The sequence below is a fragment of the Microbacterium songi genome (genome assembly GCF_042747925.1).
GTDB lineage: Bacteria > Actinomycetota > Actinomycetes > Actinomycetales > Microbacteriaceae > Microbacterium.
On sequence record NZ_JBHZIE010000001.1, the window covers coordinates 482666 to 502860 of the forward strand.

The 20195-nt window shown below is 67.0% G+C and carries 20 protein-coding genes; 14 read left to right on the plus strand and 6 right to left on the minus strand.

Translation table 11 applies throughout. From position 1 onward, the window contains the following. Positions 1-159 precede the first annotated feature (159 nt). From ACFM35_RS02510 to ACFM35_RS02555, 10 genes are all read left to right on the plus strand, one after another. A complete protein-coding gene (locus tag ACFM35_RS02510; protein WP_378837937.1) occupies positions 160-1209 on the plus strand; it encodes a phosphotransferase enzyme family protein in 1050 nt (349 codons plus the stop codon). Further along, a complete protein-coding gene (locus ACFM35_RS02515) occupies positions 1206-2966 on the plus strand; it encodes an ABC transporter substrate-binding protein (protein ID WP_378837939.1) in 1761 nt (586 codons plus the stop codon). The genes ACFM35_RS02510 and ACFM35_RS02515 overlap by 4 nt, the downstream gene beginning before the upstream one ends. A 95-nt stretch (positions 2967-3061) precedes the next feature. Next, positions 3062-3778 (plus strand): SDR family NAD(P)-dependent oxidoreductase, encoded by a 717-nt coding sequence (locus ACFM35_RS02520; protein ID WP_378837942.1) that lies wholly within the window; start codon positions 3062-3064, stop codon positions 3776-3778. 22 nt (positions 3779-3800) lie between these two features. Continuing rightward, positions 3801-4523 carry an SDR family NAD(P)-dependent oxidoreductase gene (locus tag ACFM35_RS02525; RefSeq protein ID WP_378837945.1) on the plus strand — a complete coding sequence of 241 codons (723 nt, stop codon included), beginning with the start codon at positions 3801-3803 and terminating at the stop codon, positions 4521-4523. A gap of 26 nt (positions 4524-4549) precedes the next feature. Then, on the plus strand, positions 4550-5392 hold the full coding sequence (locus ACFM35_RS02530; protein ID WP_378837947.1) for a polysaccharide deacetylase family protein: 843 nt from the start codon (positions 4550-4552) through the stop codon (positions 5390-5392). A gap of 101 nt (positions 5393-5493) precedes the next feature. Then, a complete protein-coding gene (locus ACFM35_RS02535; RefSeq protein WP_378837950.1) occupies positions 5494-6537 on the plus strand; it encodes a sugar ABC transporter substrate-binding protein in 1044 nt (347 codons plus the stop codon). Positions 6538-6604: 67 nt separating this feature from the next. Then, complete coding sequence (locus ACFM35_RS02540; protein WP_378837952.1) at positions 6605-8113, plus strand: sugar ABC transporter ATP-binding protein; 1509 nt, start codon at positions 6605-6607, stop codon at positions 8111-8113. After that, positions 8110-9141 carry an ABC transporter permease gene (locus ACFM35_RS02545; RefSeq protein WP_378837955.1) on the plus strand — a complete coding sequence of 344 codons (1032 nt, stop codon included), beginning with the start codon at positions 8110-8112 and terminating at the stop codon, positions 9139-9141. The genes ACFM35_RS02540 and ACFM35_RS02545 overlap by 4 nt, the downstream gene beginning before the upstream one ends. Continuing rightward, the gene (locus ACFM35_RS02550; protein ID WP_378837957.1) at positions 9138-11492 is read left to right on the plus strand and encodes a penicillin acylase family protein; all 2355 of its coding nucleotides are present in this window, start codon (positions 9138-9140) and stop codon (positions 11490-11492) included. The genes ACFM35_RS02545 and ACFM35_RS02550 overlap by 4 nt, the downstream gene beginning before the upstream one ends. Before the next feature lie 99 nt (positions 11493-11591). Then, entirely contained in the window at positions 11592-12644 is a 1053-nt protein-coding gene (locus ACFM35_RS02555) for an alpha/beta hydrolase (protein ID WP_378837960.1), read from the plus strand. Positions 12645-12656: 12 nt separating this feature from the next. Here ACFM35_RS02555 and ACFM35_RS02560 read toward each other — a convergent pair whose 3' ends face one another. Then, positions 12657-13004: a hypothetical protein gene (locus ACFM35_RS02560; protein WP_378837962.1), complete on the minus strand. Its 348-nt coding sequence runs from the start codon at positions 13002-13004 to the stop codon at positions 12657-12659. Positions 13005-13118: 114 nt separating this feature from the next. On the opposite strand from ACFM35_RS02560, the gene ACFM35_RS02565 reads away from it, so the two are divergent. The 4 genes from ACFM35_RS02565 (at position 13119) to ACFM35_RS02580 (ending at position 15478) form a co-directional block, all read left to right on the plus strand. After that, entirely contained in the window at positions 13119-13814 is a 696-nt protein-coding gene (locus ACFM35_RS02565; RefSeq protein WP_378837965.1) for a GAF and ANTAR domain-containing protein, read from the plus strand. 22 nt (positions 13815-13836) lie between these two features. After that, complete coding sequence (locus ACFM35_RS02570) at positions 13837-14544, plus strand: ANTAR domain-containing protein (RefSeq protein WP_378837968.1); 708 nt, start codon at positions 13837-13839, stop codon at positions 14542-14544. Between the two features lie 177 nt (positions 14545-14721). Then, entirely contained in the window at positions 14722-14991 is a 270-nt protein-coding gene (locus ACFM35_RS02575; protein WP_378837971.1) for a hypothetical protein, read from the plus strand. Positions 14992-15127: 136 nt separating this feature from the next. Further along, entirely contained in the window at positions 15128-15478 is a 351-nt protein-coding gene (locus ACFM35_RS02580; RefSeq protein WP_378837974.1) for a DUF7882 family protein, read from the plus strand. A 32-nt stretch (positions 15479-15510) separates the two neighbouring features. Here ACFM35_RS02580 and ACFM35_RS02585 read toward each other — a convergent pair whose 3' ends face one another. The 5 genes from ACFM35_RS02585 to ACFM35_RS02605 all read right to left on the minus strand — a co-directional run bounded on the left by ACFM35_RS02585 (position 15511) and on the right by ACFM35_RS02605 (position 20194). Further along, entirely contained in the window at positions 15511-16215 is a 705-nt protein-coding gene (locus ACFM35_RS02585; protein WP_378837976.1) for an ANTAR domain-containing protein, read from the minus strand. A 156-nt stretch (positions 16216-16371) separates the two neighbouring features. After that, positions 16372-16995 (minus strand): response regulator, encoded by a 624-nt coding sequence (locus ACFM35_RS02590; RefSeq protein ID WP_378837978.1) that lies wholly within the window; start codon positions 16993-16995, stop codon positions 16372-16374. Positions 16996-17008: 13 nt separating this feature from the next. Beyond that, complete coding sequence (locus ACFM35_RS02595; protein WP_378837980.1) at positions 17009-18685, minus strand: sensor histidine kinase; 1677 nt, start codon at positions 18683-18685, stop codon at positions 17009-17011. Continuing rightward, positions 18685-19326, minus strand: a complete 642-nt coding sequence (locus tag ACFM35_RS02600; RefSeq protein ID WP_378837982.1) for a hypothetical protein — start codon at positions 19324-19326, stop codon at positions 18685-18687. The genes ACFM35_RS02595 and ACFM35_RS02600 overlap by 1 nt, the downstream gene beginning before the upstream one ends. Positions 19327-19378: 52 nt before the next feature. Next, positions 19379-20194: a cytochrome c oxidase assembly protein gene (locus ACFM35_RS02605; protein ID WP_378837985.1), complete on the minus strand. Its 816-nt coding sequence runs from the start codon at positions 20192-20194 to the stop codon at positions 19379-19381. Position 20195: the final 1 nt, after the last annotated feature.

A 20195-nucleotide genomic window follows, 5' to 3' on the forward strand; every position in this document is an offset into this window, starting at 1 on the left:
CCAATGTCTCGTCGGTGTTACAGATGCGGCCGCGAGCGTGAACGGTTTGTTTCCTTACCCCGGCGCCGGTAAACACTGACGACCGTTACCCCCGACGCCGACGGGCGGCGCTTACGCTCGGACTCTGAGGCGCCGGCCCTGCATCCCGAAGGGTCTTCCATGACCACCGCATCTCCCCCCGTTTCGCACGCTCTCGCCGCTTTCGACAGCCTGGAGCGTGGTGTTGCCGCGCCCAAATGGATCACCGACGGCATCCGCGTCTCGTGGTTCCCCACTGAGCCCCACCTCGCGGTCGAGTTGATCGCTGTTTCCGAGAACGCCACGTTCCGCGTGTCCTGCGCCGGTGTGCCCGCGCTCGTCGTCCGCATCCACCGGCCCGGCTACATCGCCGATCTCGACAACGTGCGTTCTGAACTGATGTGGGTCGAATCTCTCCTGGGCGAGACCGACATCCGGACACCCGCGCCGGTGCGAGGCGCGGACGGTGAACTCGTGCAGGCGTTTCCAGGGGCAGGCGACACTCAGTGGACCGCCGTCGCCTTCCAGTTCGTGTCCGGTCGAATCCTCGAGGACGTAGTGGATGCTTCGCATTTCGCCGAGATCGGTCGCGTGACCGCGACGCTCCACACCCACGCGAAGACCTGGACCGCGCCGACGGGGTTCCGCCGGTTCGAATGGGACCTGCGTGACATGGTCGGATCGGAAGCGCGCTGGGGCGACTGGCGGGGCGCCGTCCTGACCCCGCAGGAGGTGACGACACTCGAGCGTGCCGAAGTGTCGGCACGTGAAGCACTCTCGGGTATGCGCCGCGATCCGGCCCAGTGGGGCCTGATCCACTCCGATCTGCGACCGTCGAACATCATGCTCGACGGTGGTGAGCTGACCGTCATCGACTTCGACGATTGCGGCTATAGCTGGTTCTTGTATGACTTCGCATCGGCGTTGACCTTCTACGAGCACACCACCTATGCTCCCGAGATGGCCGGGAACTGGCTGGACGGCTACCGCGGTGTTGCGTCGCTCACATCACAGGATCTGCAACGCGCAGCGGCGCTCTCGGTGATGAGGAGGCTCACGATGCTGGGATGGGCGACCACCCACCGCGCGGACGCGCTGCCCGCCGACCTCTGGGCGCAGAACATCCCGGGGGCGATCCTCGTGGCCGAACGCTACCTCGCGGACCCATCCTGGTTGGTCGGCGCAGGATGAAAACACCGGTGGGTGCGGAGTTCTGCATCGAAGTCGACACGGCGGGCGTCGTGTCGGTCGAAGCCGGTGAGCTCGCGGATGTCCCCGCCCCACTGCTCGCGATCGCGCGCGGCCTCTTGCTCGACGGGATCTCGCATTGCGCCTTCATGTGGGCGCCTCCGGGCGACTCGATTCCCTGCCGTGTCAACGTCCGTCTATCGACCACTCGCCCGTCGCCGACCGCCACGGTCGCCGGAGAGTGGTGCTACGAGCTGCCCTACGGCCTCACCGTTCGCGAGCTGGACGTGCTCACGCTTCTCGCTATTGGACTGTCCAACACTGAGATCGCGGCGCGCCTGACCCTCAGCCCCCGTACCGTCACCACGCATGTCGACCACGTGATGCGCAAACTGGGAGTCTTCAGCCGCACGTCGGCCGCCGTGATCGCTGTCGACGAGGGCTTCATCCGTGTGCCGTTCCCCGGTGGTGAGGAGGGATTCGACCTCCTGCGCTTGGGTAGGGCGCTCCGCGGGGGCGCATCGTCGGCGCGGGCGACGGGCGGTCCGCGCCTCGTCAAGCGTCCGTTGGTCATCGGTGCTGCTCTGCCCTTGCGGGGATTCGTCGCGGGCGACGGCATGGAGATGGCTCACGCGACGCAGCTCGCCGTCGACGAGCTCAACGATCGCGGCGGGATCGACGGCCGACTGGTGGCGATGGAGATCGTCGACGTCGACATCCTCGACGCAGCCAGCGTCCGGCACGCTCTCACGACGCTCGCCGATAGAGACGTGGACGTCATCACTTCTGGTTATTTCGCTCACCAGGAAATTGCGCACGAGATCGTCGCCGACTCCGGCATCCCGTACCTGCACGCGGCCACCATGGATGCGATGGAGCAGACCGTGCTCGCGGACCCGCATCGATACGGGCGGATCTTTCAGGTGTGTCCGAGCGATTCGCATTACGCGCCGCGGTTCGTCGAGGTCATGACCGAGTTGCGCGATCAGGGCCGATGGAAGCCATCCTCTCCGCGCCTCGTCATCATCCAGTCCGCGTGGGACCTCACGAATCTCGGCATTGCGCGTGCCGCGGAGCTGGCCGACCATGCCGGTTGGCAGCTCGAGGTGATCCGGCTGATCGGCGAGTCGGAGGAGTCCTGGGCGGGAGTCGCCGATCGGATCCGCGTGAGCGAGCCCGGCGCCGTCATGATCGGGCACTACCTGGTTGAGGGCACGATGAGCTTCCTCGAACGTTTCCTCACTGATCCGAGCGACACGCTGATCTATTCGCTCTACGCCCCCAGCGTCCCCGAATTCCGCGACTTGATGGGCGGACGGGCCGACGGGCTGCTGTGGGCCACAGTGACGGGAACATACTCCGACCCGCTCGCCCGGGCGTTCGTGAACAAGTATCGCGACCGCTTCGGTACGAATCCCGGCCGGTCGCATGCAGGGATCGCGTACGACCGCGTCAAGGTGATCAGCCAGGCATGGTCACAGACAGCGAACCCTCGTGACCGGGCGGCCGTCGCGCAGGAACTCCGCGGAGTCATCCATCGGGGGGTGAACGGCGTCTACTACTTCGGGGGGCCGTCGCAGACGGCTCTCACCTATCCGAGCGCGGATGTCGACCCCTCGCTGGCCCAAGCGCACCTTGTGTTCCAGATCCAGAGCGGCGCCCAGCGGATCCTCGGACCAGCCCCCTACGCGGAGTCGACCTTCGTTCCCCAGCCGTGGCTGACGCGCACCCGCATGTCTGCCGGAGTCGCGAGACCTTAATAAGGGATACGTAATTCGGACGATCCGGTGGCCCTGCCCCGATTCGTAGCCTGAACTCACGCTCGACAGCTCGTCGCGCCGGATCAGGGGAAACGATGAACAGGCTGGACGGAAAAGTCGCGATCGTCAGCGGAGCCTCCCGTGGGATCGGCGCTGGTATCGCTGATGCGATGGCCAGGGAAGGCGCCACGGTCATCGGCTGCGACATCCTGCCCTTCGCCTCCGACCGACTCGTGGCTACCCGGGTACTCGATGTGACCGACGAACAGTCTTGGCTCGCGATCGTGGCGGACGTCGAAGCGGAGTGGGGACCCGTCAGCGTCCTCGTCAACAACGCCGGTATCACCTCGCCCGAGGCGATCCACGAGACCAGCCTCGAGGTGTGGGAACGCGTCGTGGGTGTCGACCAGACCGGAGTCTTCCTGGGCATGAAGGCAGCCATCCCGAGCATGCGCCGGGGCGGCGGCGGCGCGATCGTCAATGTGTCGTCCATCTGCGGAGCAGCGGCGGTGCCCGGTATCGCGGCGTATCACGCCGCGAAGGGCGCCGTGCTCACGATGACGAAGAACGCCGCCATCACCTACGCGCCCGACGGTATCCGTGCGAACGCCATCCTGCCCGGCTGGATCGCCACCCCGATGACGGCCGGACAGACCGAAGCCGTCAACGACGTGTTCCTCGAAGCGACACCTCTCGCCCGGCCGGGTACACCCGCCGATGTGGCCGGAGCGGCCGTCTTCCTCGCCTCCGACGAATCCGACTTCATCACCGGCGTCGACCTCCCTGTCGACGGCGGCTACCTCGCCCGCTGAACGGGCTCACGGAGGCGGACACATGCGCAGACTCAACGGAAAAGTAGCCCTCGTCACCGGTGCCGCCATGGGCATCGGGGCCGCGGTGGCGCGCACCTATGCCGACGAAGGCGCGTGGGTGGTCGCTGGCGACGTCGCCCCCTTCGGCAATCCGGGCGACATCCATATCGATCAGTCATATCTCGACGTCGGGAGCGAAGAGTCGTGGGCCACGGTGGTCGAAAAAACCATGGCGACGTACGGCCGGATCGATGTCCTCGTGAACGCAGCCGGTGTCATCGGATACGACGCCATCCACGACCTTTCGCTCACAGAGTGGGAACGCATCATCCGCATCGATCAGACCGGAGTGTTCCTCGGCATGCGCGCGGTCGTTCCGCACATGGTGGATGCCGGAAGCGGGTCGATCATCAACTTCTCGTCGGATTGGGGCGTCGTCGGGGGAGTGGGCGTCGCGGCCTACAACGCCGCCAAGGGTGCCGTCCGGTCGATGTCGCGCAACGCCGCGGTGACGTACGCCACGTCGGGAATCCGGGTGAATGCAATGGTGCCTGGCTGGATCCGCACACCCCTGACCGACCGCCAGCCGACTGATGCGAACGACCGCGTCATCGGGTCCACGCCCGTCGGACACGGCGGGGACCCGGCGGACATCGCTTTCGGCTGCGTCTACCTCGCGTCGGACGAATCTACTTTCGTCACCGGCACGGACTTCGTCGTCGACGGCGGATTCCTCGCCGTTTGAACCCCCACCACCAAGGAGAGAACCGAATGAGCCTGCACCTTCCCGACGGCAAGACCCTCGCCGTCAGCATCGGAGCCGACTTCGATGCGCACAGCGTCTGGATGGGGACATTCGGCCTGTCCAGCCCCAGCTACTTGTCTCGCGGAGAATTCGGAGCCGAGGTGGGCGTCCCGCGTCTGCTGGACCTGTTCGAGCGGTACGGCATCACGACCACCTGGTGCACGCCGGCGCACACGATGATCACGTTCACCGACCGCTTCAACGCGATCCTCGACGGCGGCCACGAGATCGCCGCGCACGGCTGCTGGCATGAGCCCGTTCCCAAGCTCGAAGGAGACCAAGAGCGACGCCTCATGGAGAAGACGCTCGAGCTTCACGAGAAGTACGTCGGAAAGCGTCCGCGGGGCTACCGCTCGCCCGCTTGGGATTTCACCGACGACACCCTGTCGCTGCTTGAGGAATTCGGCTTCGAGTGGGACTCCTCCCTCATGGGCCGCGACTTCGAGCCCTACCATCCGCGACCCGTCAACGTCGGCTGGGAGGACGGAAGCACCTTCGGTGAGCCCAGTCCGATCCTCGAGTTCCCCGTGTCGTGGTTCCTCGACGACTTCCCTGTCGCCGAGTACATCCCTGGCGTCAACCAGGGCCTCGGCTCCAGCGACGTGATGTTCCAGCGTTTCAAAGACCACTTCGACTACGCCTACAAGAACGTGCCGGGCGGGGTCCTGTCGATCACCGTGCATCCGCAGACTATTGGCCGTGCCCACCACATGATCGGGTTCGAGAAGCTCATCGACTACATGGCCTCCTTTCCTGGTACGTGGTTCGCGCCGCTCAGCGACATCTACGACAAGTGGGGCGAGGACTGAGCTCGGTCACTGCCCCTTCGTCCCCGGCAGCCCATCACGCCATCACCACCCGCACGACCCTTTGCACACTCCGCACCACCACCCGCACCCAAGGAGATCTCATGAAGAACCGATTCCTGCTGACGGCGGCCGCCGTCGGTATCGCCGTCTTGCTGGCTGGATGCTCGAGCCCCAGCCAGGATGCCGCGAACACTCCCGCCGCGTCGGAGGGAACAAGCGGTCAGCCCGCGGCATCCGTCGATGCGGTGGAAGACCTCAAGGTCGCCTACTTCTCCGCCGGCAGCAGCAACCAGTATCTGCAGGCTGCGATCGACGAAGCCCAGACGTACGCGGCTGACCAGGGATTCCAACTCGACGTCTTCGACGGAGAGTTCGACGCCCAGACGCAGTTCGACCAGATGCAGACCGCATTGACGAGCGGCAAGTACAACGCGTTCGCTGTCGAGCCCAATGACGGCAATCTGGTGTGCAACCTGCTGACGAAGGATGCCCCCGCAGCCGGCGTCATGGTCGCGGTGTTCAATCTGCCCATCTGCGGTCGCGCGACGAACCTGGGCGACGAGACGTGGGAGCCGGGAACGGTCAACTACGTCGGTGGCCAGACCCTCGACGTGTACGAAGCGTGGGTGGAACAGGTCAAAGAGGCGTACCCGGACGGCGCGAACATCGCCCTCGTGTCGGGACCTGACCTGAACGCCAACTCGATCGCGTTCTTCCAGGCGGCCGAGGCTTTCGCAGACGGGCCGTGGAAGGTCGTGGCGCAGCAGACGACGGACTACACGACGGCTCAGGCGTTCCAGGCCGCGCAGACGATCATGCAGGCCAACCCCGACCTCGACATCATCATGTCGAACTTCTCCGGGATGACCCGCGGAGTCGTACAGGCGACGACCGGTACCGACGTGGACGTCTTCGACTTCGGCGGTGACCAGTGGGCGCTCGACAACGTCGCCGGCGGGGAGCTCAGCTCGACGATCATCATGCTCCCGCGGCAGGAGACCAAGTACGCGCTGCAGGGAATCGTCGACCTCGTCAACGGCGAGGAGACCCCGGTCTTCGTCAACCTCGCCGAACTCGACACGCTCCCCGGGGGCAGCCCGTTCGTCTACCCCGACAACGTGACCGACTACACCGCCGAGTACTGACTCACCGATCGTCGGGTGGCTCAGGATGCGTCCTGAGCCACCCGACACCCCGCTCCGAGGAGGGGCCGTGTCAACGAACGAAGTGCACGCCATCCACTGCGACGGCGTCTCCAAGAAGTACGCAGGCAAGTATGCGGTGCACAAAGCGGACCTCGTCGTCGAACCGGGCACCGTGCACGCGCTCGTCGGTGAAAACGGCGCCGGCAAGTCGACGCTCCTGGGGATGATCTCGGGACGCGTCGCCTCGGACGAGGGCTCGATCTCTATTTTCGGCGATGCGCTCCGCGGCCAGAGCCCTCGCGATGCCCGCCACCATGGGCTGGTCGTCGTGTATCAGGAGCTGACGATGGTGCCCGGGCTCACGGCGGCCCAGAACGTCTTCCTCGGCCAGCTCACGTCCGTCTCGGGAATCACGAAGGATCGTGCGATGCGTGAGCGCTACCTCGAGCTCTGCCGTCAGTTCGATGTGTCGATCGATCCGGACGTCCCGGCGCGGGACCTGTCGATCTCACAACAGCAGATCGTCGAGATCATGCGCGGAGTGCAGGCGAACGGCCGCATTCTCATGCTCGACGAACCGAGCGCCGCCCTCGCCGAGAGCGAACGAGAAGTGCTCTACCGCATCCTCGCGCGACTGCGCGAGGGAGGCACCACCATCGTCTTCGTGAGCCACAATCTCGACGAGGTGCTCGCACTGAGCGACCACATCACGGTGATGCGCGACAGCGAAGTCGTCCACTCCGCGCCGCGCGCCGAATGGGATAAGGCGTCCATCGTGCGCAACATGGTCGGCAAGGACGTGGTCATCGAGCGCCGTGTCGAGCGGCATCCACTGGGGCAGGAATCGATATCTGCTGAAGGGATCACCTACCCCGGCGTGCTCGACGATGTCACCGTACGCGCTCGCGAGGGCGAGATCGTCGGCCTCTGGGGATTGGTCGGATCGGGGCGCACCTCATTCTTCCGATCACTTTTCGGCCTCGAGCCGAGGTCTCGAGGAACACTCACCCTCGCCGGCCGCAGCGTGCCCTGGCCGAAGTCCGCGCGTGCCGCGATCGCCGAGGGGATCGTCATGGTGCCCGAGAGTCGGCGGGCGGCACTCGTCATGGGAATGGACAGCCTCGCCAACTACTGGCTGGGCCGTCGTGGCCCGATCCCCGGCATCGTGTCGTCTCGGCGCGAGAAGCCTGCCGCCGCGGACGACGCTGCATTCTTCGGCTTCAACGCCCGGCGTCTGTTCGACCCGGTGCGCAACTTGTCGGGCGGTAACCAGCAGAAGGTGCTGCTCGCGAAGTGGGCCGGCCACAGGCCCCGCGTGTTCCTTGTCGACGAGCCGACGCGGGGCATCGACGTGGGAGCGAAAGCGGAGGTACTCGCGTCGCTCGTTCGCCTCGCACGCGACGGCGCGACGATCATCGTCACCTCATCAGAACTCGAGGAGGTCCTCGCGGTGTGCGACCGGCTCCTCGTCTTCTCGCATGGGCGGGTGGTGCATGAGTTCGACACGGCCAGCGGCGAGTTCTCGGTCGAGGAGATCGTCAAATTCGGATTCGGAGAGAGTGAGACAGCGGCATGAGCGACACCACAGCACCACCGATCGGGGGCGGCGGAACGCCGACTCCCGTGACACCCAAGGTCTCAGACGGGGTCGGCACCGGGCGCCGCGGGATGGGACACTACGCAGCTCGGTACAGCATGCTCGGCGTGCTCGTCGCGCTGATCGTGGTGGCCACGATCCTGTACCCGGGATTCCTCAACCCCGCCAATATCGGCAACATCCTCACTCAGAATTCCGCCGTGGGTCTCATCGCGATCGGAATGACGTTCGTGATCATCTCGGGTGGGTTCGACCTGTCGGTCGGAGCGACCTACGCGCTCGGCGCCACCCTCTACGCCGGACTGACCCTGCAGACGGGTTCGGTCGTCGTGGCTGGTCTGGGCGCCCTCACGGCCGGCGTGATCGTCGGTGCGCTGAACGGCACGATCATCTCCCGCCTCAGCATCAACCCGTTCGTGGCCACACTGGGCACGGCATCCATCATCAGCGGAATCGCGTACATCTACTCCAACTCCTCCCCGTTCATCGTCAACAACAACCCGGCGTTCCAGGACCTGGCGCTCACTCGGATCGGCGGAGTGCCGCTCCCCATCTGGATCCTGCTCGGCGCCTTCCTCATCGCCGCTTTGCTGCTCGCGAAGACGACCTTCGGCCGCAACATCTATGCCGTGGGCGGAAACTACGAGGCGGCGTGGCTGACGGGTCTGCGAGTGAAGGGGCTCAACAGCAGCGTCTACATCCTCACCGGTCTGCTCGCTGCCCTCGCCGGCATGATGGATGCCTCGCGCCTGGGCGTCGGCCAGGCGGATGTCGGATCCGCCATGGCGCTCGATGCGATTGCGATCGTCGTCGTCGGCGGCACATCTCTCCTCGGCGGGGAGGGAGCCATCTGGCGCAGCGCCGTCGGCCTTCTCATCCTCGCGACCCTCACGAACGTCTTCTACAGCCTGAACGTCTCGCAGAACTGGCAGCTCATCGCCAAGGGTCTGATCGTCGTCGCCGCGGTCGGCGTCGACGCAATGGTCCGGGTGCGAAAGCGCGGATGATGCACGAGAATCATCCGACGCCGCCGACCGAGTACGAGGTCCCCGCGCTCGCGCACGACGTCGAGATCATCGTGGACCGCTGGGGAGTGCCCCACGTGTACGCCCAGTCCAAAGACGACGTCTTCCTCGCTCAAGGATTCAATGCCGCGCGCGATCGCCTCTTCCAGATCGACCTCTGGCGGCGAAGGGGTAATGGGCTACTCGCCGAAGTCTTCGGCCCGAGCTACATCGAGCAGGACCGCGCCAACCGACTCTTCCTCTACCGCGGCGATATGGATGCCGAATGGGGCTCTTACGTCGACGGCACCCGCGAGGCGGTCGAGTCGTTCGCAGCGGGTGTGAACGCATATGTCGGCTGGGTGCGCGACAACCCCGAGCACCTCGCGCCGGAGTTCGCCCTCTACGGCTACGTGCCGTCCTTCTGGAAGCCGCAGGACGCCGTGCGATTTCGCACGCACGGACTCTTCTACAACGCGGAGCAGGAGGTGGCGCGGGCTGTCACTCTGCGAACCGCGGGCCCTGAGGCAGAAGAGCTTCGACAGGCGCGGGAACCTGCCGACCCCCTGGTCATCCCGACCGGACTCGACCTCGAACTCATCTCGGACGACATCCTGCGGGTGTATCGGCTGGCCTTCGCGCCGGTGGACTTCACCGGTGCCGCCGATCCCGTATCGGCGCGCGAGGCGATCAGCGGAAGCAACAACTGGGTCGTCGCCGGGGAGCGGACGACGACGGGACGGCCGATCCTCGCGAACGACCCGCACCGCGCGATCACGCTGCCATCGCTCCGGTACATCGCGCACCTCGACGCGCCCGGCATGAGCGTGATCGGCGCCGGTGAGCCCGGGCTGCCCGGAATATCGATCGGCCACAACGGGCACGTCGCCTTCGGTCTCACGATCTGGCCTGTCGATCACGAGGATCTCTACGTCTACGAGCTGAACCCGGACGACGTGTCATCGTACCGATACGGCGCCGGCTGGGAGCAGATGCGCGTGATCGAGGACACGATTGCCGTCGGCGCCGGCGAGGTACCCGTCACGCTGGAGTACACGAGGCACGGACCGGTCATCTACTCGGACCCCGCCCGCGGGTTCGCCGTGGCTGTTCGAGCGGCATGGCTCGAGCCGGGCATGGCGCCGTACGTCGCGAGTATCGGATACGACGACGCGAAGGATGGCTCCGAGTTCCTGGATGCGCTCGAATCGTGGGGTGCGCCCGGAGTCAATCAGGTCTTCGCCACGCCAGAGGGCGACTGGGGCTGGCAGGCATCCGCCAAGATCCCTCGTCGACCGAATTGGGATGGGAGTCTGCCGGTGACCGGCGACGGCAGGTACGAGTGGGACGGCTTCGTCTCGGCATCCGGCCTGCCCGCGGTACGTCGCCAGGATCGCGGGTGGTTCGCTTCGGCGAACGAGATGAACCTGCCTCCGGACTTCGACAACGCGGAACTCACCACCACCTACGACTGGTACTCGGGCGCGCGGAGCGAACGTCTCAGCGAGTGGCTCGAGAACAACACGGACATCAGCATCGCGCAGAGTCTCGAAATGCAGTCGGACGCGAAGAGTCCCCACGCGCTGAGGCTCATCCGAGCGCTGGCGGATGTTGATGCCGACGCGATGATCAACGGCCACGAGCTGCGTCTGTTGCGCCGCTGGGACGGCGTCGCATCGGCATCATCCCGCGATGCGCTCGTCTTCGAGATTTGGGCGCGCCGACACCTGCGCCCGTGGATGATCGGTCAGGTCATGGCCGCCGACGGACTCTCACCGGAGCAGGTTGCAGAGGCGCGAACTCGTGTGATGAAGGACGAGTCCTTCGGAGGGGACCTGCGCGGTGACCTGCGCATGGTGGAGCGTCTCGCCATCGAACTCGCGGTCACCGAGCTCGTACGCGGCATCGACTCGACGCTCGGCCAGGCTCTTCATGAGGTCACGTCCATGCTCGGCCCGGAAGTCGACGAAACCTGGTCGTGGGGCCGGGTGCACCACTCGTCGATGGCCCATGCCGCCTTCTCCGCGAGCGACGGCGGTAACCCGTCGTGGCGATCGGTCGGACCTCGACCGCGCGGAGGCAGCGGTGACACCGTGGGCATGGCCGGCTACGACGCGCAATTCCGCCAGTCGATCGGCTCGACGTTCCGGATGGTCATCGACGTGGGGGAGTGGGACAGCAGCCGCGCGGTCAATTCGCCCGGTCAATCCGGCGACCCTCGCTCACCGCACTACGCCGACCTGTTCGACACGTGGGTGGATGGTGAAAGCTTTCCCCTGGCGTATTCGAGGAGCGCGGTGGAGGCGGTGGCAGAGTCCCGCATCTGGCTGAGGGCGGGTCCCACCGTGGATTGACGGTGATCCGATGCGGCTGACCGCGGTCTCGGATCTCCGTGGCACGTCGGAGCGCGAAGAGCCCGACCCGCCGTCCCGCGCCTGCCAGACTGATCAACCATGAGCACGACCGACGCTGCCGCTCCCGCACCGGCCAAGCGGCAGCATCCGTGGCGTCGCACCAAGATCACGCTGGGAATCCTGCTCGCCGTGATCCTGGTGGTCGTCGGCGCGACGACGCTCACCCCGTGGCCGTCCGCCATGCTCATCCGAGGCGTGTTCGAACAGGGGGGCGCCGCGACGGTGGCCGAGATGACCCCGTACGTGCCCGACGTCGACCTGCACGTCGAGCAGGCGATCCCGTACACCGACGACGGGGACCCCGCGACCACGATGGATGTGTTCAGCATCGCCGACGCCGGGGAGAAGCTGCCCGCGGTCGTCTGGATTCACGGGGGAGCGTGGATCTCGGGCTCCAGCACAAACGTCGACCCCTACCTCCGCATCCTCGCCGCCCAGGGCTACACGACGATCGGCGTCAACTACGGCATCGGCCCTGAGCAGACGTATCCGACCGCCGTCACCCAGCTGAACGAGGCGCTCGCCTACATCTCGGCTCACGCCGACGAATTGAGGGTGGATGCCTCGCGCATCGTGCTCGCCGGAGACTCGGCCGGTGCCCAGCTCGCCAGTCAGGTCGCGACCATGACCACCAGCCCCGACTACGCCGACCTGCTCGGCATCGCTCCGGCGCTCGCCCCCGATCAGCTCGACGGCGTCATCCTGAACTGCGGCGTCTACGACCTGGCGAATATGGCCGAGCTGCAGGGCCTGCCGGCCTGGGGGTTCAAGGTCGCACTGTGGGCCTACACGGGGAGCAAGGACTGGTCCGAGAAGGCCGCCGGCACGACGATGTCGACCATCGAGTTCGTCACCGAGGACTTTCCGCCGACCTACATCAGCGGCGGCAACGGCGACGGACTCACCTGGCTGCAGTCGATCCCGATGTCGCAGCGGCTCGAAGAGCTCGACGTGCCCGTCACCACCCTGTTCTGGCCCGCCTCGCACGAGCCGCAACTGCCGCACGAGTACCAGTTCCACCTCGACCTCGCCGACGCGCAGGACGCCCTCGCGCAGACGATCGACTGGCTCGACGCGACCACGGCGCCGTAACGGCGCCCCCGCTCAGTCGCCGTCGATCAGCTCCAGCAGAGCCCGCAACTGGTCACGGATCTCGTCGTGGTCGTACTGCCCGGCGCGGCTCTCGCCGGAGATGACACCCGAACGGTGCACCTTGCGGAAGTCGCCGTACGGGAACGTGTAGGCGCCCTTCGTCTCGCGATTGGCGCTCTTGTCGATTCCGAGATGCCAGTGCGAGTACTCGGTCCAGCCGTTCTTGTCGATGAAGGCGTTCTCGTCGGCGGTCGAGGGCGCCGCTTCCGACCAGTCATCGCGCTCATCGCGCACGACATCGCCATCGCGGATGAGGGCGCGCGCATACGCGAGTGCGGGCTTGTTCAATTCGAGGGCCATGATCAGGATGCTAGATCCTGGGCCGCGGCGTCACCCAGGGTCTTGACACGACTGCCCGATGACAATTACCAGGCTGGTGGCCTCCGCGCTCGGACCCGACTAATATCCATTCCTGTGTCATTACCGGGCGATGATCGCGAACATTTCACCGCCGCGCTCACGCGGCTGAGTGTCGCTCGGCGCCACGACTCGCTCTGCAGCCCCTTCGTATCGGCAGTCGGCGTGTCGGGCGCGGTCATCTCCACCCTGGGTGAACCCCTCGGCAGTCAGACCGTGTGCGCCAGCAGCCTCACCGCCGCACGCATCGACGAGATCCAGATCGACCTGGGCGAGGGCCCGTGCTGGGACGCCGCGCGCACCCGCCGTCCGGTGCTCGAACCCGATCTGCAGCGCGGCGGCAAGGAGTGGCCGGGCGCGCGTGAGGCCTTCCGCTCGCTCGAGATCGGGTCGCTGTACGCCTTCCCGCTGTACGTCGGCCACCTCAGCGTCGGCGCAGTCGACCTCTACTCCGACGAGCCCCGCCGGCTGCGCGACAGCGATGTCGACGACATCAGGGTGCTGGCTGCCATCGCGGCCCGCCACCTCCTCAAGCGGGCGCTGGAAGACATCGACACCGCCGAACAGGGGATGGACGACGGACCTCATTCCCGCCGCGAGATGCACCAGGCCTCGGGCATGGTCGCCGCGCAACTGCGCGTCGGCGTGAACGAGGCGCTGCTGGTCATCCGAGCGCGGGCGTTCTCCTCCGGCCGGTCCGTCAGCGAGGTCGCGGCCGACGTGATCGCACGACGACTCACCTTCGAACCGTGACCGGTCAGTCCTACACTCAACTATGAGCACTCGCGAAGATCAGCTGCTCCAGACAGTCGGCAAGCTCGCCGACTCGCTCGTCGATGACTTCGATGTCGTCGAACTCCTGCAGGTGCTCGTCGATGAATGCGCACTGATCTTCGACGCGACCGCTGCCGGCATCCTGCTCGCGGATCCCTCCGGAGTGCTCGAAGTCATCGTCTCCACGAGCGAGCGCAGCGAGTTCGTCGGGCTCATGCAGCTGCGTGCCGGCGAAGGTCCCTGCGTCGAAGCGGTTGCGACCGGACGAGTCGTCTCGGTCGAAGACCTCAGTCACGTGACGGACCGGTGGCCGAAGTTCGCCGCAGACGCGAGCCGCTCGGGGTTCTCGTCGGTGCACGCCATCCCGATGCGCATCCGCGACACCATCATCGGGTCCTTGAACCTCTTCAGCGACCACACGGGCAAACTCAACGATGACGACGCGACGGCCGCGAGGACCCTCGCCGACATCGCCACGATCAGCATCCTCCAGCAGCGCCTCGTCGAAGAGACCCACGTCGCTCAGGGTCAACTGCAGCGCGCGCTCAACAGCCGGGTGCTCATCGAGCAGGCGAAGGGGTACGTCGCGCAGAGTCGCGGCATCGATACGGACGCGGCCTTCCAGCTGGTGCGCGACCATGCCCGGGCGACGCAGACCCGGCTCGGACTCGTCGCCACCGAGATCGTCGCCGGACGTCTGACGCTGTAGCCGCCGCCGGCGCAGAGCGACTCGACCGGACAGGTCGTGACGGATGCTGCGCCCCCGTCGTCCGCAGCCAGCCGGCCCCTCGCGCATACGCGCAACGACCGCGCAGGTCAAGGGTGCTGTTTCCGGAGTGCTCTCCGCGCGAAGGTGACCCGCAACGTTCGCGAACCGGGAGCTGCGATGACCCTTCGAGTGGTGATGCGCCGAGAGGTGCCGCGCAAGACGGCGCGTCGGACGATGTGGCGCATGTGGAGTGTGCGCGGCTACTCCAGTCGCCCGTGCCCGCACGAGCCCGCGCAGGTGGGGTGGGTGGCGCTCGAGTTCTGGATCGAGGCGCCCATCGCGTCTCGCGAGATCCTCGCGTCGTACGAATGGGAGCTGGACGACGCGCTGCTCAGCCGAGAAGTGCGAGCGGAGTTCGTCGGCAGCGGGTCTCGGCTCGAAGCCTGACGGTCGAAACCCGGCGCGATGTGTTGCGCGCAGGCGTTGTGATGGGGGCGACCGGGGCGTATGGTCGAAGGACGTTGCCCCAGACCCTGGTCGACTCCGCCGCACGCCGCGTGAATCAACAGACCGGGAGAAGATCATGGGCACTCTGGAATACGTTACCTCTCAGCACATTGCCGAGATCGACGATCGCACCCTCGCACACCTGCAGCTCGTCATCTGCAACAAACTGCGCCGAGACGAGCGCTTCACGCTCAGGCTCTCGCCGGAAGACGGGATCAGTGGTCCGGTGCGGGTGCTGTGGATGACCTCCGCACTTCCGATCGTGTTCACCTACAGCGTCCCCGCGCGCCACGTCTACAACACGGCCTGGCTGCACCTGCTCGCGGACGCCGCCTCCAGCAGCGGCGGCCTGTGGGTGGTGCCCGAGCCGGTCATGCCCGGAGCGCCCGCCCCCGCACCCGCGCGGCGGGAACCGGTCATGGCCTGATCACGGAAGGATGCTGTCGAGCGACAGCCCGGCTAGGCGCGACCCGCCTCCTCGATGACCTCGCGGGCGACATCGGAGAGTTTGCGGCGGGACGTGCGGGCGATGCGTCGGAGGATCTCGAAGGCCTGCTCCGGGGTGATGCGCTCTGTCTGCGCGAGCACCCCCTTCGCCTGTTCGATGATGACTCTGCTGTCGAGCGCGAACTGCAGTTGCTCTCTCGCACTGTTGGACTCGCGCAGCGCGCGCTCGTGCAGGATGCCGATGGTCGCGATGTCGGCGAGACCCTGTGCCACGAGGGCGTCCTCGGCCGAAAGCGGGCCCGAGGTGTCACCGAACAGGTTGAGGGAACCGATGGTCTGCTCGCGGAGTCGGAGAGGGATCGCGTGCATCGTCTGGTATCCCTGGGCGCCCGCGGCCTCGACGAACGCGGGCCACCGGCTGCGCATGTCGGCGATGTTGTCGACCGTGACGATGTGCCCGGTGCGGTAGGCCCCGACGCACGGACCTTGGCTCTCGTCCAGCTGCAGCAGACCGATCAGCATGCTGCGCTCACTCGTCGATGCGACGACCTCGAGTGTGCCGTCGGCACGCGCGAGGAGGATGCCCGCGTCTGCGGCGTTGAGGGTGCGCGCGCACCGCGTCACCAGTCGGTAGAGCAGATCGACGATGTCGTACCCGGCCACGAGAGTGTCCGCCAGTTCGACGAACGTGCGGACCAGCTCCCTCTCGCGCGTCATGAGAGACGTTCCCTGCGGGAGTTCGGCGAACGGGAGGCCATGGGCTCGTACCTGATGTGCGGCATCCCGACCTCTCTGGCTCGCTGAACGGAGTCAGCGCTCGAGGTCTGGGAACGCTTGCCTCACCCTAACAGGGCGAACCCTCAGCTCGCGGGGCTATCCGTGCCCCTCGAGCCCGGCGTCCCGCGCCACCGCAACCGCTTCTGCACGACTCGAGACCGCGAGCTTTGAGAAGATGCTCGAGACGACGTTGCGCACCGTCTTCACCGACAGCGAAAGAACGTCAGCGATGTGCTCGTTCGTACGCCCGCGGCTCATCAGGCCGAGCACATCGCGCTCGCGCGGCGTCAGCTGCGGAAACGGATGCGGACTGCGCAGTCCTGCGCGCAGGCCCGCGGTGACCTCCGCGGAAACCGTCACCCCACCGAGTTGCACGGCAGCGAGAGCCGTGCGGATCTCGGCGTGGCCGGCGCCCTTGAGAAGATACCCGCTCGCCCCCGCGCGAAGCGCTGCGAGCACCGTCGCGTGGTCGTCGATCATCGTCAGCGCCAGGACTCTCATGGACGGATGCTCTGCCAGAATGCGTCTCGTCGCCTCGACTCCTCCGATCCCGGGCATCGAGAGGTCCATCACCACGATGTCAGGCTCGAACGCGGATGCCAGGGCAACCGCATCCTCGCCGTTCCCCGCCTCCGCCACCACGTCGACGCCGAGTTCGTCGAATAGCGTCCTCAATCCGTCTCGGTAGATCGGGTGGTCATCACAGAGAAGCACCCTCACGGCGTCGACCGCTTCACACCGACACCGGGATCCGGGCGCTCACCGTCGTGCCTGTCGCGCCGGTGCTGATGATGAGTTCGCCATCGAGCTCAGCGGCCCGATTCTGCATCGAGGCGAGTCCGACACCCGCATCGACGACACTCCGATCGAAGCCTCTCCCGTCGTCTGCCACCGTCAAGAGCACGCCGCCGTCGGCCGCGCACAGCCGGATACCGACGACGGACGGCGACGCGTGGCGGAGCGCATTGGTCGCGGCTTCGGCGGCGATGCGGTACAGCGCGATCTCGACCGCGGCGGGCATCGCCGGCACCGCCGCTGCCGTCGCGGAGACCGCGGTGGATCCGCCGGACAGGTGGAAGGCGAGCTCCTCCAGCGCACCCCGCAGCCCCAGGTCGTCTACCGCGGCCGGTCCGAGATCACGGACCACCCGGCGCAGGGCGACGACGGCGTCGACTCCGGCGGCCCGCGCTTTGGTCAGCGAGTCTCGGGTGCGTTCCGGAGAGCGATCCAGGGCCAGCTCCGCGACATCCGCGTGGGTGAGAACCGCGGCCAGGAGCGGTCCGACCTCATCGTGCAGATCGCGTCGCAGTTTGCGGCGCTCCTCCGCGCGCGCCACGGTCAGCTCGGCTCGTGAACGACGCACTTCTTCCACGAGCCGAGCAGAACAGAGCACGGCCGCGATCGATGCGGTCACCGAACTGACCTCAATCAGTTCGTCGTCGGCCAGGCGTGGCGTTCGCAGGTGACCCTCGAGCCGGCCCATGTGCATGAGCAGAAGTTTCTCGGGGCCGACGGGCCCCACCGAGGCCACGACGACATCGTCCACCTCGATCGCGAGACCGGCCAGACCGACGTCTCGGCTGATCTGCGTCAGCGTCGCAGCCAGTGCGCTCAGGGGATCGGCGGCGCCATCGAGCTGCGCCGACACGGCCCGCAGGGCTCGCGGGATCAGCGGGGAGGAGCTCACGGCGATGGCGACCGGAAGAAGGGGAACCGTGAGCACCTGGACGAGCGGCGCCCATTCGTTCGCCAGGCCACCCACCCCGAGACCGACCATCCCGGTGATGGCCGCTGCCACCACCGGGATCAGTCGTCGACGCCGCGAGGGACTCGTCGCCTGCATCGCGAGAACCGCTCCTGCGGCGAATGCCGTGACCACTGTGGCCAGAACGCCGCCGGCGGCCAGGATGTCGGAGAACGGGAGTGCCAGCGGGTTGGGGAACGCGACGCCGTCTTCGATCGTGACGGCGGGCAGCGTGGCGAATCCGCTCGTCATCAGCGCGACACTGAACACCGCGGCGCCTCGGAACGCTCGTGGAGAACGCCGAGGCAGCACGTGAAGCACGCCCACCGTGTAGGAGAGGCCCACCGCGATCGCCCACGCACACGTACTGACCCAGGCGGAGGCGACGCTCGACGGCACGCCCAGCAGCGCCCAGCCGTTCGTCGCCGCCGAGACGCCCCATGCGACCGCGATCGTGAGGACCACAGCGGCGGGCCGGCCACGAACGGCGCAGAGGGTGGCGAGCGCCGCCCACGCCAGCGCGACGACGGTGTCTTCGATGAGGTGCGAGGCCAGCGCACGGTCCGGCCCCGCCGCCACGATCGCGCACATCCCTGCGGCCGCCAGCAGTCCGCAGGCGACAGCACAGATCAAGGCGCGAGAGCGCCGGATGCGGGCCACGTTCATCACACCTCAGCGTGGACGGTCACCGGCTGCGAGGCAAGGGCGGAACCACTGCGCAGGGTCAGCGCGATGAGTGCGATGGCGAGAGGGGCTTGGGTGAGAGCGACGACCGGCCCCAGCCCGGCGGTGAGGAATGCGGCAACCACTCCGACGAGCAAGAGCACCGGCATCCACACGGGTGTCGTCCTGGCGACGAGGAGCCCGATACTGAGAACGACGAGCCCGATTCCGAAGAAGGGGATCGACCAGTACGACACGAAGATGCCCGCCAGCCCGTCTTCGAGATGGAGAAGCGTCAACATCGACTGCTCGTGCGGAAGCCCCGGCGCGGTCGCCCCCCAGGCGGCGTAGCCCTGCACCCCTTGGCTGAACGCATTGAAGTAGGTGCCGACCGCGGCGATGACCGCCCCCACGCGCGTTACCTTGCCCCCCAGCCGGGCGACGAGCCAGAGCGTCGCGAGCAGAAGGTAGGCCCCAGCGGTCGTGAGCAGGCGGGACACGATGAGCTGATCCCGGTACTCCAGCATCATCGCGAAGGCGGGGCCGACCTCCCTACCGAGGTTGGGGAGGAGCGCCTGACCGGCGACGAAGAGGACGGGAGCGGCGAGGCCGGCGGCGAGAACGAGGATTCGAGAGCTTGTCATGCCGTGATGTTCGCGCGCATCGTTCCCGGGTCGACAGGGGCACCGGTCCCGATCAGGGCGCGCCCGCGACACCGTCGACGACGAGTGGCGCTGCGCGCGAGCGCAGCAGCCGGCCTCCGGCCGCCCGGTACCACTGCGCGCACAGGATCGTCATGATGACGGCGTCGACGATGTCGCCGCCGTAGTACATCAGCAGGGCGCCCGACTGCCCGTCGGCGCTCGTCATGCCCGCGGGGGGAGAGGCGTAGATCACCTTGGCGAGGATGTCGTGCGCCGCCAGGGCGACCACCAGCACGACCATCCGCATCGGGTACGGCGCGCGGTGCGGCGACGGGTCGCACGGGATAACGGCCGCCGTGAACAGCACGCCTGCGACGAGGAAGTGCGTCATCACCGCCAGGTGCACGAGCAGGCTCTGCAGCATCATGCCGTACAGATCCGTCGCGTAGAGCAGCCACATGCCGCCCACGCTGAGGATCGCCGCGGTGATCGGATGCGCGATCACCCGCGCCGGCCCGCTGTTCAGCACGCGCGAGATCTGGCGGGCACGGCGGACGTGCAGAGACCGCAGCGCCAGAGTGACGGGGCACGCGACGACCAGAAGCACCGGGGCGACCATGCCGACCAGCAGGTGCGTCCACATGTGCGCGACGAAGCCCGGATCGACCGGCACGATGAGCGGGCCCGCGGTGGCGATGCCCGCCATCGCCACACCCGCAAGCCAGGCCAGCGTACGCGGCCACGGCCAGGGACGTCCGCGTCGCGCTTCGACGACCACCCCGCCGCCGTACAGCAGCGCTGCGAGCACGAAGGGCGCCGCGAAGAGCAGGGTGATGCCCCACGATCCGGTCGTGCCGTGATCGTGCACG